This window comes from Rhizobium sp. 62_C5_N11_2, from assembly GCF_051811185.1.
Classification (GTDB): Bacteria; Pseudomonadota; Alphaproteobacteria; order Rhizobiales; family Rhizobiaceae; genus Rhizobium; species Rhizobium leguminosarum.
Genome location: NZ_JBPWPW010000001.1, coordinates 4,328,238 through 4,343,247 on the forward strand (window position 1 = coordinate 4,328,238; position 15,010 = coordinate 4,343,247).

The 15,010-nt window shown below is 61.5% G+C and carries 7 protein-coding genes and 1 pseudogene; all 8 read right to left on the minus strand.

Annotated elements, in window-relative coordinates:
• Positions 1-18 precede the first annotated feature (18 nt).
• A pseudogene (locus AB8B31_RS21245) lies at positions 19-8,539 on the minus strand (GH36-type glycosyl hydrolase domain-containing protein).
• A 567-nt stretch (positions 8,540-9,106) separates the two neighbouring features.
• Complete coding sequence (locus AB8B31_RS21250; RefSeq protein ID WP_018244083.1) at positions 9,107-9,271, minus strand: hypothetical protein; 165 nt, start codon at positions 9,269-9,271, stop codon at positions 9,107-9,109.
• A gap of 127 nt (positions 9,272-9,398) precedes the next feature.
• Positions 9,399-9,587 (minus strand): hypothetical protein, encoded by a 189-nt coding sequence (locus AB8B31_RS21255; protein ID WP_018244084.1) that lies wholly within the window; start codon positions 9,585-9,587, stop codon positions 9,399-9,401.
• A gap of 162 nt (positions 9,588-9,749) precedes the next feature.
• Positions 9,750-10,499, minus strand: coding sequence for an ABC transporter ATP-binding protein (locus AB8B31_RS21260; protein WP_028733603.1), 750 nt, complete (start codon positions 10,497-10,499; stop codon positions 9,750-9,752).
• Positions 10,496-11,329 (minus strand): ABC transporter ATP-binding protein, encoded by an 834-nt coding sequence (locus AB8B31_RS21265; RefSeq protein ID WP_018244086.1) that lies wholly within the window; start codon positions 11,327-11,329, stop codon positions 10,496-10,498. Before AB8B31_RS21265 ends, AB8B31_RS21260 begins: the two co-directional genes overlap by 4 nt.
• The gene (locus AB8B31_RS21270; protein WP_112905542.1) at positions 11,326-12,261 is read right to left on the minus strand and encodes an ABC transporter permease; all 936 of its coding nucleotides are present in this window, start codon (positions 12,259-12,261) and stop codon (positions 11,326-11,328) included. Before AB8B31_RS21270 ends, AB8B31_RS21265 begins: the two co-directional genes overlap by 4 nt.
• Complete coding sequence (locus AB8B31_RS21275; protein ID WP_131605702.1) at positions 12,258-13,325, minus strand: ABC transporter permease; 1,068 nt, start codon at positions 13,323-13,325, stop codon at positions 12,258-12,260. Before AB8B31_RS21275 ends, AB8B31_RS21270 begins: the two co-directional genes overlap by 4 nt.
• 19 nt (positions 13,326-13,344) lie before the next feature.
• Entirely contained in the window at positions 13,345-14,988 is a 1,644-nt protein-coding gene (locus AB8B31_RS21280) for an ABC transporter substrate-binding protein (RefSeq protein ID WP_131605703.1), read from the minus strand.
• Positions 14,989-15,010 lie beyond the last annotated feature (22 nt).

A 15,010-nucleotide genomic window follows, 5' to 3' on the forward strand; every position in this document is an offset into this window, starting at 1 on the left:
TCAGCGTGGAGAACGCTGTTATCCGAGCGGATATCCCTCTTCGGGATCGGTGACTTCGCAGCCGTTGATTGACAGAGTGTAGCCGCTGTCATTGGACGCTTTTGAGACCGAAATGCGGTATTTGCCGCCGCCTTGCTCCACCTCTGCCGCAAAACCGTCCCATTCCGAAGGGAGCGACGGGCGCACGTAAATCCGGCCGTCCTTCAGCCGGATACCGAGGATGCCCTCGACGGCGGCGCGATAGAGCCAGCCGGCTGACCCGGTATACCAAGTCCAGCCGCCGCGCGACGTATAAGGCTCGTTTCCGTAGACGTCGGCCGCAACGACATAGGGTTCGACGCGGTATTGCTCCGCTGAAGCCTTGTCGAGCGCATGGGTGATCGGGTTGAGGATCTGGAAGCAGCGGAAGGCATCGTCGCCCCGCTTCAGCTCCGCCAGCGCCATCACGACCCAGGTCGCGGCATGGGTATATTGCCCGCCGTTTTCGCGCACGCCCGGCGGATAGGCCTTGATATAGCCGGGATCCCTGGCGGAATTGACGAAAGGCGGCGTGAACAGCCGGATGATGCGGGCATCCTCGTCGACCAGCTGATCGAGCACCGCATCCATCGCCGTGACGGCGCGGGCTGGATCGCCCTCGCCCGACAGCACGCTCCAGGACTGCGCGATCGAATCGATCCGGCATTCGGGGCTTTCCCTGGAGCCGAGCAGCGCACCGTCGTCGAACGTGCCGCGGCGATAGTAGCCGCCATCCCAGGCCGCAGTTTCCAGCGCCTTCTTCAGCTCGGTGAGATGCGCCGACCAGCGCCCTGCACGGGCCGTGTCGCCGCGCTCTTCGGCATAGGGAATGAAGGAGCGCAATGCCCCCGCCAGGAACCAGCCGAGCCAGACGCTGGTGCCGCGCCCGCCGACGCCGACGCGGTTCATGCCGTCGTTCCAGTCGCCGCCAAGGAACAGCGGCAGGCCGTTGGCCCCCTTGCGAGCGATGGCGAGATCGAGCGCCAGCGCCGCGTGTTCGTAGACGCTCGCCTTGTTCTCGGAGATCTCCGGCTTGTAGAACGAGTCGTGCTGGCCTTCGAGCAGTGCCGGCCCTTCCAGGAAGGCGATCTCCTCGTCGAGCACGTTTTTGTCGCCGGTGACGCTGCAATAGTGGTGGATCGCGTAAGCGAGCCAGACGACGTCGTCGGAGATCAGCGTACGCACGCCCGCACCCGTTCCCGGCAGCCACCAATGCTGTACATCGCCTTCGCGGAATTGCCGCGAAGCGGCATTCAGGATCTGGCGGCGGGCAAGCGAGGGCTCGTGCAGCACGAAGGCCAGCGTGTCCTGCAGCTGGTCGCGGAAGCCGAAGGCGCCGCTTGCCTGGTAGAAGGCGGTGCGGGCCATGATGCGGCAGCCGAGGCTCTGATAGGGCAGCCAGGTGTTGACGAGATTGTTCATCCCGCGATCTGGAGTCGATATCTGCAGCCTGCCGGTGAAATCCCGCCAGAAGGCGCGGTTTGCCTCGACGGTCTCGTCGAACGAAACCTTGCGGATATCGGCGATGACAGTGCGCGCTTCTTCTTCCGTCGACGTATCGCCGAGGAAGAATGTGAAGTCGCGCTCTTCGCCGGCGCCGAGCTCGATGTCGATTGCAAGCGCCGCGGCCGGATCACCATCGAGTTCCGTCGCGCCGGAAAGAGCGGCGGCGGAAGTGACGGCCTGCGGTGCCTGGATCGTCCCCGCCTTACCGATGAATTCGCGCCGGCTTGCCGAGAAACTCGAAAGTGTCTCGCTCGCAGCGAAGAATGCAGTGCGGTTCGAAAAATCGATGCTGTAGGGATTGGTGGCAAACAGCGCCCCCGTCTCCTCATCATGGCTCGACAGGATGAAAGGCACCGTGCGTCCCGGATTGCTGCCGAGAATCCATTCGACATAACCGTAGAGACGCAGCTTGCGGCCAGTCGAACCGGTGTTGCGCAGGCGCAGGCGTTGCAGTTTCACCGGCTTTTCGCGGTCGATCGTCTGCGTCAGCTCAAGCGCGATATCGTGCTGAACGCTGGAGAAGACGGAATAACCGAGCCCGTGGCGGGCTTCGAAACGGATGTCCGGCCGGCGGGAAAGTGCTGCGAACGGCGTCATGACGGCACCGCTGTCCAGATCGGTGAGATAGAACGCCTCTCCCGAACGGTTGACCACCGCATCGTTCGACCAGGAGGTCAGCTGATAGTCGCGCGAATTGACGCTCCAGGTGAAACCCGAGCCCTCGGCCGAAACGTGGAATCCGAAGCTGTCGTTGGAAATGACATTGATCCAGGGCTGCGGCGTCGCATGACCTCCAGGCAGCCGAACGACATATTCGCGTCCGTCGCGGGCAAAGCCGCCGATGCCGTTCCAGAAGTCGAGATCGCCTTCCTCCTCGATGATGACGGCGGGCACGACAGGTGGCGGCACCGGCGCAACACGCTTGACGGGGGCCTTGTTGCGCTCGACCCGTTCCATCTCCTGCAGTTCCTCCTTGGAGGGTGCAAACAGCGCGACGGCGCGATTGATCTGGTCGACCACCTTGCCGTTCTTGGTGTGCAGCGTGACGCGGGAAGCCGCGATCAGCGCATGATAAGTGGCTTCTTCCATCAGATCCCTGCGAACCGCAAAGATATGCTGGCGCAACCCGTCGGCCTGGCCCATGCGGCGGACGTTTTCGCACATGGCGTCGAGCGCATGCTGCATGTCCTGCGCATAGGACGAAGCGCGTTCGTTCATGATGACGAGATCGGCGGTGACGCCGCGCGAGCGCAGATATTCCTGCGCCAGCAGCGCCTCGCGGGCGATGTCGAGATCCATGTCGTCGTTGATGCGCAGCGTGAAGATCGGGAAGTCGCCGGAGATCGCCAGCGGCCAGAGCGCCGATTGCGACTGTAGGCCGGCCTCGACGGTCGCCTCGTCCTTGCGCAGTTGCATGTCGGGATAGACGAGATAGCGCCCGAGATGCTGGAAGGCGGCCGCCTGCTGGGAGGTGACGCCGACATGGCGCATCTGCACCTGCGTGCGTGTCCAGGCCTGGACGAGCTCGTGGGTGAAGGCATCGGGATGACGGTAGCGATTGACCGCCTTGTCGACTTCCTCGCGGCTTGGCGCCGCAATCGTCCAGAAGATCACGCTGACTTTCTTGCCGGCCGGTACGCGGACGGTGCGACGCAGCGACATGACGGCATCGAGCATGAAGCCGTCGCTGCCGGAAAGCGTGGCACCCGGATCGAAGGCCGCCGCATCGGCGAGGCTGCGGCCGCGGCCGATGAACTTGCGCCGGTCGGTCTCGAATTCGGTATGGCGGGTGTCGCCGGCATTGTCGACGATCAGATGTGCGATGCTGATATTCGGCTCGTTCGGGTCGCGCTTGTTGCGTTCGGCGCGGATGACGTCGCCGCGCTTGCCGATCTCTGTCTTGACGAACATGCGGGCGAATGCCGGATGCGCATTGTCGGTATCGTCGGAGGTAATCACCGGTTCGAGATAGGAGGTGACCTCGATGAAACGGTCTTCCGTGCCCATGTTGAGCAGCGTGACGCGACGGGCCTCGGCATCATGCTCGGTCGCGACGATGCATTCCACCTCGCTTGTGAGGTCGCCGACCATCTTGGTGAACTGCGCCTTCTCGTCGGCGAATTCGACCTTGATCTTTTCGCCTTCGACACCCTTCGGCTCTGATGTCGCCGACCACCATTCGTTGGTGGCAGTATCGCGCAGGAAGATGAAGCTGCCCCAGCGGTCTTCAGTCGGATCAGGCTTCCAGCGGGAAACGGAAAGATTGTTCCAGCGGGAATAACCGGCGCCCGTCGCCGTCAGCATCACCGAATAATGACCGTTCGACAGGAAGACGAGTTCGCGGTCACGGGAAGCCGGATCGCTGATCTTCCTGAGCTCGGGCCGCAGGAGATCGTCCTGGATGCTGGCCGGTGTGTCGGATTCATGCTTGCCGCTCATGACGGGAATGTCGCGCGGCGCCTTTTCCTGCAGCAGCAACTCCGCCGCCTCGATGACGGGATCGGCGTGGAAGAGCTCGCGCAGATGACCGTTGAAGGCGACGTTGGCGACCGCCGCGATCGACATGCCGTGGTGATGGGCATAATAATTGTAGACCACCGCGCATTTCTTGCCTTCCGGCACGCGCGTCGGCGTGAAATCGACGGCGTCGTGGAAGCCGAATTTGCCGAGTGCGCCGAGCTTGCGCAGCTTCTGCAGGTTTTCCAGCGCGGCTGGCGGATCGTACTGGCTGGCGAGCAGCGAGGCATAGGGCGCGATGACGGCATTATGGCCGAGGCCGCGCTTCAGGCCGAGCGTGGGCACGCCGAAATTCGTGTACTGATAATTGAGGTTATGGTCGCGGGCATTGAAGGCCGCTTCCGAAATACCCCAGGGAATACCGAGCTTGCGGGCGTAATTCATCTGCTCGACGACGACCAGATTGTTGGTCTGGTTGAGAATACCCCCGCCGCGCTCCTGCATGACGAGCGGCGGCATCAGATATTCGAACATCGAGCCGGACCAGGAAACCAACGCACCGCGCGACCCCACAGGCACGACCTGGCGGCCGAGGCGGTACCAGTGTTCCGTCGGCAGGTCACCCTTGGCGATGCCGAAGAGGCTGGTCAGGCGGCATTCCGAGGCGAGAAGGTCATAACAAGCCTGATCGAGTTCACCACTTTCGACGCGATAGCCGATCGACAGCAGACGCCGTTCCGGCCGGAACAGGAAGCCGAAATCCATCGAGAAGGCGAGATCGCGCGCCTTGTCGCGCAGCGCCACCAGGCGCGGCCGCAGCGCATCGACTTTGGAAAGGTCGAAGGTGCTGTCGGAAATATGCGCCTCGCAGACCTTCACCAGGGATGCCGCCCATTGGGTGACCTCTTCGCTCTGCTTCGACTTGACCTCATGGTCGAGATTGGCGGCGAGCTTCTCGATGTCGCGCGCGAGAACCGCAAGGTTGATGATGCGGATCGAGGCGAATTCGTGCTCGCGTTTGACGGCGGCAAGCGCGTTCTGGAAGCCGACGATGCGCTCCTCCAGGCGCCGGCGCAGCGGGCGCACGGTCTTGCGGTCATCGGGCAGATCCGCCAACACTTCTCGGAGAATGCCGGCCGTGTCGCCGACGCCGTCAAGATTGCCCTGCATATGGGCGGACGGCGCCTCGGCCCAGTTGCGGCAGGCCGACGAAATGGCGATCAGATGGCCGGCGAGATTGCCGCTGTCGACGGCCGAGACGTAACGGGGGCCCAGCGTCTGCAGCGTATCGGTGTGATACCAGTTGAACAGATGGCCGCGGAATTTCTCCATTCTGTCGATCGTCGCGATCGTCTGCTCCAGCCGTTCGAGCGTCTCCTCGAAGGAGAACCAGCCGAAATGCCGGCCGGAAACGACGGAAAGCAGATAGACGCCGATATTGGTCGGCGAGGTGCGCGCCGCGACAATCACATGCGGCGTTTCCTGGATATTGTCCGGCGGCAGATAGTTCTGCTCGGCCGTCGTGAAGGTCTCGAAATAACGCCAGGTGCGCCGGGCGATCTTGCGCAGTTCGCTCGACACGGAATCGGCGACCTCGAGCCGGTCCTCGGTCTCCGCCGACTGGCTGACATACCAGGCGACGACAGGCGAGAGGATCCACAGCAGCGCGAAGGGAATGCCGACGAGAAAGGCGTTGTCACCGGGAAGGGCTGCGAAACCGAGCGCCAGCAGCGCCAGCGCCGGCGCATGCCACATCGCCTTGTAATAGGAGATCAGCGTGCCCTGGCCACCGGCCTGAACGCTGGCGGCGGTCCGCCACTGCAGCATCAGCTTGCGGCTGACGAACAGGCGATAGAGCGAACGGCCGATCGCATCCGCCATCATGCAAGCCGAATCGGCGATGAAGACGATGCGCAGCGCAACCTGCGCATTGGCGGCCGTGATATCGGACCAGACCGTATAGAGATGGGCGCGGGCGATGATATCGCTGGTGCGCGGGATGATGCCGTTGATGAGCGACAGCGTCGGCGCGACGAAGAGGCAGAAGATCAGCAGAATCTGCCAGATCAGCGCCCCGAGCGGACCCATGAAATACCAGCCGAGCACGGAGGCGAAGAACCAGGCGATCGGCGTCAGCGACGCGGCGCAGATTGTCGAACATCTTCCAACGGCCGAGTGCCGTGACGCCGTATTTCGGATTGAACATGTAGGGGAGAAGCTGCCAGTCGCCGCGTGCCCAGCGATGCTGGCGCGAGGTTTCCACCTCGTAGCGGATCGGGAAATCCTCCACCAGTTCGAGATCGGTGACGAGCGCGCAACGCGCCATCGAGCCTTCGAGAAGATCGTGGCTGAGCACGGAGTTCTCGTCGATCCGGCCCTTCAACGACGCTTCGAAGGCATCGACATGGTAAAGGCCCTTGCCGGTGAAGGTGCCTTCGCCGGCGAGATCCTGATAGACGTCGGAAACGGTGAAGACGTAAGGATCGAGGCCACGGTTGATTGAAAAGACGCGCTGGAAGACCGACGCGTCCTTGCCCGTCGTCAGCGACGGGGTGACACGCGGCTGCAAGACGCCATAGCCGCTTTCGACGCGGCCGGTTTTCGGATTGATGACCGGGCGGTTGATCGGATGATAGAGCTTGCCGACGAGCTTGGTGACGGCATCGCGCATCAGGCGCGTATCGGCATCGAGCGTCATGACATATTGCACATTGGCCGGCACGGTATTGGCGCCCGGCAGATAGGTCGTGTCGCGGTCGCCGCGCAGAAGCATGTTCAGCTCGTGCAGCTTGCCGCGCTTGCGCTCCCAGCCCATCCAGACGCCTTCCGCGGGATTGTAGAGGCGGCGGCGATGCAACAGATAGAAACGCGTCTTGCCGTCATAGGCATAGCGGGCGGAGAGATTGGCGATCTCGCGCCTGGCATAATCGAGAACCTCGAGATCGGCAGGCGTTTCCTCGACCTCGCTGTCCGGCCAGTCGCTGAGCATCGCGAAATAGATCTCACCGCGCGGATTGGCGAGATAATGAACCTCGAGATTGCGAACGTGATCGTCGACGCTGTCGCGGTTCGAGATCAGGCAGGGCACGACGAGCAGCGTGCGCGCATCTTCCGGAATGCCTTCCTTGAACTCGTAGCCGACGAGGCGCGCCGGCGTCACGAAGAAGGATAGCAAGGTGTTGAAGAGACCTGTCGCCCCCTCCGACGCCGGCACCGAGAACATGATCAGCAGCAAGGCGATTTCAAACGCACCCATGCCGGCATTCGCCATGAATTTGCCGACGATCGCCATGGCGATGATGGTCAGCAGCATGACGGGCACGGCAATCGCCAGCCAGTTGAACCGGCGCACGGCGCGCACAAAATGCTGGATGATCGTCGGGCGATAGTTCGCCCGCGCCTCGAGCTTCGGCCGCTGCGCGCCCGACAGGAAGCCGCCGACATTCGGTTCGTGCGGCTGCGGCTCGTCGGAGGCCTTGGCGGCGTCAGTCATGTCGAGCGCCAGCTGGGCGATTTCCATTTCCGTCAGCGGCGAGCGCTTGGCCAGCTTCTCGATCTGTTTGCGATATTTGTTGCGCGAGCCGGAATCGAGGATGCCGTAATCCGAATGCTCCCAGAGCAGCTTGTCGACATGGCTGACCTGCTCGACCCAGACCGACCATTCGGCGTCATCGATCTCGCGAAGGCTGCGGATGATGTTGCCCATCGTCACGTTGCCGGAAGAGAGTCGGCTGTGTTCGGCCGTCGTCGTCTCTTCGGTGTTGCGGCCGAGCTCTTCCAGCCGCGCATCGAGCCAGGTGATCGCCAGGCTCGACGTCTGCGAGCCGTCGCGCAGGCGATAGAGGAACTGCGTCGAGAAGGTATTGTCCTCGGCAAGCGATTCCAGCGTCTTCAGATACGCGGTCGCCCCGGCTGGATCCGTTAGGCGCACCAATTCATCGGCCGCCTCGTTGGCGCGGCGGCGCAGGCGGCGGCTTGCTTCGACACGGCTCGAAATGCGGCGAAGGTTTTCGACGAGCACATAGCGCACGAGGGAGGGCAACGCCCAGAGTTCGCCGATCCTGAGCGTCTCGCTGGCCTGGAAGCCATCGACCAGCGCCGTCAGGCTTTCCTGCGAGATCGTGCTATGGGTATGAGCGACATAGAGCCAGGCAAGCACGAGGGTGCGCGGCACCTCGACGCCGCCGACGACCATGGTCGGCAATTCGCGATAGAAGCGGCGAGGGAAGTCGCGCCGCACCTCCTGGATCGCCTCTTCGACGATATAATGATTGTCCAGCAGCCATTCTGCCGCCGGCGTGATCGTCTCGCCGGCTTCGACGTCGGTCGCCGTGGTCCGGTAGACACGCAGAATTTCCTTCTCGTTTTCCTTATGGCGGGCGAAGAAATCGAAGGGAGCGAAAGCCGGCAGCTTGTCGACGCCGTTGCGGGCGACCGCATCGCCCATCGCCTTGATGTCCTCGATGGAAAGATAGGTCGAGCGGATCGAATCGTTATGATCGATCTGCTTCGTCTCGGGTTCGCGCGAAAGGCTCGGAGAAAGATTGGAAATAGACATGGGTTCGGTTCTGGATCCAAACGAAGTTATGGCTGTTTTGCTCAGCCTTTTGCACTGCTTATCATGACTGCTACATGAACGGAGCCCTATTCTTCAAAGATCGATGAAGTGGGGGTGAACGACACTTGGCAAGCGATGCAGACGGGCTAAGCCCTGGTTCAGGACGCGGCCCGACAGGATCGAGACCATCGATACCTCTCCGCGAAAGCCATGTCGAAAATTTGGACACTATCGGGATAATTCAAGTCAAGAGGCGTTCACCGCTTGCCCGCCGAGCTTGTCTGGGCGGTGGGAATGACGAAAATGCCGGCCCCTGGTCCCGGCGATCAACAGCTTCGATTTCAGAAAAAGAAAAGAAGACGATCGCCAGATCCTACGCCTGACAGCGATTTGGGCGAGCCTGCACCCCGCGCATGAGCAAGTTCGCCGTGGCGCGCTTTGGATGGCGTGAAAAGAATAGAAGAATGACGATGAGTGAGAAAGCCGAGACAAATTAATGTTCGGAATTCAATAAGGGCGGAAACCGCCGCAGCGCCGGCATCTGCCGACGCTCAATCTTCCACCGGATTACCCGACGACGCCGCAAACCATGGCCACGACGAACAGGAACGCCGCGGTGAAGATCGCTCCATGAAGCACCGTCTGAAGCCTGTGGCGTGTGGTGAGCGGCTTCTTGGTCGGTACGGAACCATACTGGTTCACGTGAGCATGCGAAATACCCAGATCTGCCATATGTCGCCTCCGTTGTTCTCGTGCGGCCGGTTGTGCGGCTCGCGCTTATATTCTTATTTTCTCTATCAAGTAGGTAGAGATAAAATTCCGTCTAGAGCGAACGGAAGAGAAAATTCAACCAGCCCTTTTAGCAGAGCGTGCGCCATGCCCAGATCAACGAGCGCTCGACGGCACTCTCCTTCTCAGGCGGGTTGGAGGAAGCCTCGATCAGCCGGCGGTCCTTTTCCGCGGGAAGGGATACCGAAATCTGTTCCCGGCGATCGGTTTTAACCGGAGGATCGAGGTAGCCCATGGTCATCCCACCGAGAAAGAACATGCTTCAACCTCCATCGATCACGAAAGCTAACAAACGTTAACGGGATCATGACAGAAGCAAGGCAGCTGTCAATAGTCTAGTCGAATGGTCGTCTTTTAGGAAAACATTATCCTTAACAGCGCCGCCGATCTTTTCTTTTCAAAGGTTTGAAAAGATTGGCTTTCAGGCTTTGACGAAACCCTTGCTCGCGATCATCAAATTTCTCGTATAGTCCTCATGAACCGCACCCGTCGCCAGCTCTTGCGAGCTCAACCGCTCGACGACGGCGCCGTTGCGCATCACGGCGAGCCGCTCACACATATGGGTGACGACACCGAGATCGTGGCTCACCATCACGAAGGTGAGCTTGCGGTCGCGTCGGATCTGCTCCAGCAGGTTCAGCACCTCGGCCTGCACCGAGGCGTCGAGTGCCGATGTCGGCTCATCGAGCAGCAGGATTGACGGTTCCACGATCAGCGCCCGGGCGATCGCCACGCGCTGGCGCTGGCCGCCGGAGAGCTGGTGCGGGTAGCGGAAACGGAAACCATTGCCGAGGCCGACCTCGTCGAGCGCCCGGGCGATGCGCTTGTCGCTGTCGGCGATGCCGTGGATTGCAAGCGGTTCGAGCAGAAGCCGGTCGATGGTCTGGCGCGGATGCAGCGAACCATAAGGATCCTGGAAGACCATTTGCACGCGCCGGTAGAAGACTTTGCTGCGCTTCGAACCTTTCAACACTTCGTCGTCGATGTGGATCGCGCCGCCGCTGATCGGCGCAAGCCCTGCAACGGCCCGCAGCAAGGTCGATTTTCCCGAGCCGGACTCACCGACGAGGCCAAAGGATTCGCCGTGTTGGACGGCGATGCTGACATCCTTCAGCGCATGAAAATGGTCGTAGACGACGCTGAGATTGTCGACTTGGAGAGCTGCACTCATGCCGCCCACTCCGGCTTGCGGTCGAGCACCGGCAGCGGATGGCGGTTTGCACCGATCTCGGGCATGCAATTCAGCAGTCCTTGCGTATAGGGATGCTGCGCATGTTTGAGATCGGCCGCCGCCAGTTCCTCGACGATCTTTCCGGCATACATGACGATGACGCGGTCGCAGAAGGAAGAGACCAGCCTCAGATCGTGGGAGACGAAGATCAGCCCCATGCCGCGCTCGGACACCAGCTTGTCCATGATCCTCAGCACGTCGAGTTGCACCGTCACGTCGAGCGCCGAGGTCGGCTCGTCGGCAATCAGCAGCTCAGGCCCGGCAATGAGCATCATGGCGATCATCGCCCGCTGCCCCATGCCGCCCGAAACTTCGTGCGGATGCAGGTCGAAGACACGCTTCGGGTCGCGGATCTGCACCGCTTCCAGCATGGCGAGCGCGCGCTCGCGCGCCTCCGCCTTGCCGACCTTCTCATGTGTGCGCAGTGTCTCGCAGATCTGCCGTCCGATCGACATGACGGGATCGAGCGAATATTTCGGATCCTGCAGGATCATGGCGATGCGCTTGCCCCGCAGCCTGCGCCTTTCGCCGGCAGACGCATTGATCAGATCGATGCCGTTGAAATTAAGCCTGTCGGCCGTGACGATGCCGTGTTTCGGCGTCAGGCCCATGATCGCCCGTCCGGTCTGCGACTTGCCGGAACCGGATTCGCCGACGATGCCGAGCCTTTCCTTGCCGAGCGTGAAGGAGACGCCGCGCACGGCCTCGATCACGCCCGTGCGCGTGGGGTAGCTGACCTTGAGCTTGTCCACCGTCAGAAGTGTCGTCATTGGCCGCTCTCCTTCGGATCGAGCGCGTCGCGCAGGCCGTCGCCGAGGAGATTGAAGCCGAGGCTGACGATGAGGATGGCGATGCCGGGCATCGCCGCGACCCACCATTGATCGAGGATGAAGCGCCGGCCCGAGGCGATCATCGCACCCCACTCCGGCAATGGTGGCTGCGCGCCCAAGCCGAGGAAACCGAGACCGGCCGCCGTCAGGATGATGCCCGCCATGTCGAGCGTCACGCGCACGATCAGCGAGGAAATGCAGAGCGGCATGACATGGCGCACGACAATGCGAAGCGGCGAGGCACCCATCAGCTTCACCGCCGAAATATAGTCGGAACGCCGGACCGCCAGCGTCTCGGCACGAGCGATGCGCGCATAGGGCGGCCAGGAGGTGATGGCGATGGCGATGATCGCGTTCTGGATGCCGGGACCGAGAGCGGCGACGAAGGCAAGCGCCAGCACCAGCTTCGGAAAGGCAAGGAAGATATCGGTGATGCGCATCAGCGTCGCATCCACCCAGCCTCCGGCATAACCGGAGACGGTGCCGACGATCAACCCGATCGGTGCCGAGATGACGGCAACGAGCGCGACGACAAGGAGCGTCAATCGCGATCCGTAGATCAGCCGGGAATAAATATCACGGCCCTGGTCATCCGAACCGAGCCAGAATTCCCCCGTGCCGGGCGGCAGCAGGCGGGCGTTGCGCAGATCGCCGACAACGGGATTATGCGTGGCGATCACATCGGCAAAGGCGGCGATAAAAAGCAGCGCCACGATGATCAGCAGGCCGACGACAGCGAGCCTGTTTGCCGTGAACTGCCGCCAGGTGACATAGGTGCGGCCGAGGCGGGCCTGCATGCGCGATTGCGGCCGGTCGGAGAGCAGCCATTCGCGGCGGCTCATCGCAGGAGATGGGCTGGCATTGGCCGTCATCGATTTCGCGTCCTCGGGTCGAGCGTCCGGTAGAGAAGATCGGACAGAAGATTGATGCCGATGAAGACCGTACCGATGACGATCGTGCCGCCGAGCACGGCGTTCATGTCGGCGTTCTGCAGCGAATTGGTGATGTAGAGCCCGATGCCTGGCCAGGAAAAGACGGTCTCGGTCAGTACCGATCCCTCGAGCAGGCCGGCATAGGAAAGCGCAATGACGGTAACGAGCGGCACGGCGGCATTGCGCAGTGCATGGCCCCAGATCACCCGCGTTTCCGAAAGCCCCTTGGCACGTACGGCGACGATATATTCCTGGGAAAGCTCGTTCAGCATGAAGCTGCGCGTCATCCGGCTGATATAGGCGAGCGAGAAATATCCGAGCAAGGAGGCAGGCAGGATGATGTGGCGGAAGACATCATAGAAGACATCCCACTGCCCCTGCCAGGCACTGTCCAGCAGGTAGAAGCCGGTGATCGGCGTGAACGTGTATTCGAAGACGATGTCGATGCGGCCGGGAAAGGCCACCCAGCGCAGTTGCGCATAGAAGATCACAAGCGAGATCAGCGCCAGCCAGAAGATCGGCACCGAATAACCGATCAAGCCAATGACCCGCACCACCTGGTCGACGATGCTGCCGCGGCGCACCGCGGCGAGAACCCCGAGCGGCACGCCGACGAAAGCGCCGATCAGCGTTCCGAGCGTCGCGAGCTCCACTGTCGCCGGAAATGCACGGCGAATATCGACCATCACCGGATTGGTCGTCAGGACCGAATTGCCGAAATCGCCGGACAGGATGCCTTTGATATAGATGAAGAACTGCTGGTAGAGCGGCAGGTTGAAGCCCATCTCCTGGCGCACGCGCTCGACGACATGGTTGGGTGCGCGATCGCCAAGGATGGCGAGCACGGGATCGATCGGCACGACGCGGCCGATGAAGAAGGTGACGGCCAGCAGGCCGAGATAGGTGGTGACGGCGGCAAACAAAAACCGCCCTAACGCCTTTGCAAAGGCGCCGGCACGGCCCTTTCGGGGCCGCGCCTCCTGTGTTGTTTCGATGGTGCTCAAGCCACTCAATCCCGCCGGATTATTCCTTGGCGATCGGACCGACGAAATTGGTGTCGAAGCTCGGACCCAGCTTGAAGTCCTTCACGCTTTTGCGGTAGCCAGCCACCTCGGTCTGCTGGAAGATGAAGACGAAGGGGCTGTTTGCCAGGTACTTCTTCTGGATGTCCTGATATATGGCGGCGCGCTTGGCTGCGTCGCGTTCGAGAAGTGCGGCCTTGGCTTGCTTGTCGAGTTCCGGCGCTTCCCAGGTGTTGCGCCATGCGAGCGTCTTCACCGTGCCGGCATCGGAATTGTCGGGGTTGCCGGTGAAGGTGTCGGCATTGGAATTCGGGTCGAAATAATCAGAACCCCACTGGCCGATATACATGTCGTGGGTGCGGGCACGATATTTGGTCAGCGTTTGCTTGCCGTCGCCGGGGATGATTTCCATCTTGACGCCGGCCTGTGCCAGCGTCTGCTGCATGGATTCGGCAATGCCCGTCACCGGCTGCGTGTTACGCACGTCCATGGTGATCGAGAAACCATCAGGCACGCCGGCCTTGGCGAGCAGTTCCTTGGCCTTGGCGACATCGAGCTTGTAGGGATTCTCGTCGAGCTCACCGAGCTGTCCCTTCGGCAGGAAAGTCTGGTGGATTTCGCCGATCCCTTTGATCAAAGTCGCACCGATCGCGTCGTAGTCGACCAGATACTTAAAAGCTTCCTGGACTTCCGGCTTCTTCAGGTTCTCGTTCTTGTTGTTCAGGCTGACATAATAGATCGTGCTTTTCGGCGCACTCGTCGTCGCCAGATCGGCATTCTTCGCAACGGCATCGAGGTCGCCCGGCTCGAGATTGCGGGCGATATCGATGTCGCCAGCTTCGAGCGCCAGCCGCTGCGCCGAACTTTCCTTCATGTAGCGGTAGATGACGCGGTTGAGCTTTGGCTTGTCGCCGTAATAATTGTCATTGCGCTCCAGCACGACGACTTCGTTGGCGCGCCATTCGCGCATCTTGTAGGCGCCGGAACCGGCATAGCCGGTCTTCAGCCACTCATTGCCGAAATCATTGTCGTATTTGTGCTCGGCATCCGGCGTCACCGCCTTCGTATGCTCCAGCACCAGCTTCTTGTCGACGACGGAAGCGACGGTTGCCGTCAGGCAGTTGAGCACGAAGCTCGGCGCATAGGCCTTGTCGACCGTGAAGACGAAAGTGCCGGCATCGGCAGCCTTGGCTTTTTCCGTGACGTTGTCGCCGGTCAGGCCGAACTGGGTGAGGATGAAGGCCGGGCTCTTGTCGAGCTTGACGGCGCGTTCGAAGGACCAGGCGACATCTTCGGCGGTGACCGGGTTGCCGGAGGCAAATTTCAGGCCTGACTTGAGCTTGAACGTATAGGTGAGGCCATCATCGGAAACGCTCCAGCTCTCGGCGAGATCGCCCTTCACCTTCGACGTATCGTCCATGTCGAGACGAACAAGCAGGCTGTAGCTGTTGGTGGTGATTTCAGCCGTCGAAAGCTCGAAAGCCTCGCCCGGATCCATCGTGATGATATCGTCGATGGCAACTCCTTCGACCAGCGTATCCTTCGGCGTCTCGGCGAAGGCGGCGGGTGCCGCCATCATCAGGAGCGAAAGCGCGGCTCCGGCGGAAAGCATGCGAAAATTGCGGCTGAGTTTGGTCATCATCATGGTCTGTTCCCCTGTTTTTTGA

What these genes read in the sequence shown, in the direction of transcription:
- AB8B31_RS21250 (WP_018244083.1), bottom strand. Translation starts at nt 9,271, where the DNA reads ATGGCAGATCTGGGTATTTCGCATGCTCACGTGAACCAGTATGGTTCC.
- AB8B31_RS21255 (WP_018244084.1), bottom strand. Translation starts at nt 9,587, where the DNA reads ATGTTCTTTCTCGGTGGGATGACCATGGGCTACCTCGATCCTCCGGTT.
- AB8B31_RS21260 (WP_028733603.1), bottom strand. Translation starts at nt 10,499, where the DNA reads ATGAGTGCAGCTCTCCAAGTCGACAATCTCAGCGTCGTCTACGACCAT.
- AB8B31_RS21265 (WP_018244086.1), bottom strand. Translation starts at nt 11,329, where the DNA reads ATGACGACACTTCTGACGGTGGACAAGCTCAAGGTCAGCTACCCCACG.
- AB8B31_RS21270 (WP_112905542.1), bottom strand. Translation starts at nt 12,261, where the DNA reads ATGACGGCCAATGCCAGCCCATCTCCTGCGATGAGCCGCCGCGAATGG.
- AB8B31_RS21280 (WP_131605703.1), bottom strand. Translation starts at nt 14,988, where the DNA reads ATGATGATGACCAAACTCAGCCGCAATTTTCGCATGCTTTCCGCCGGA.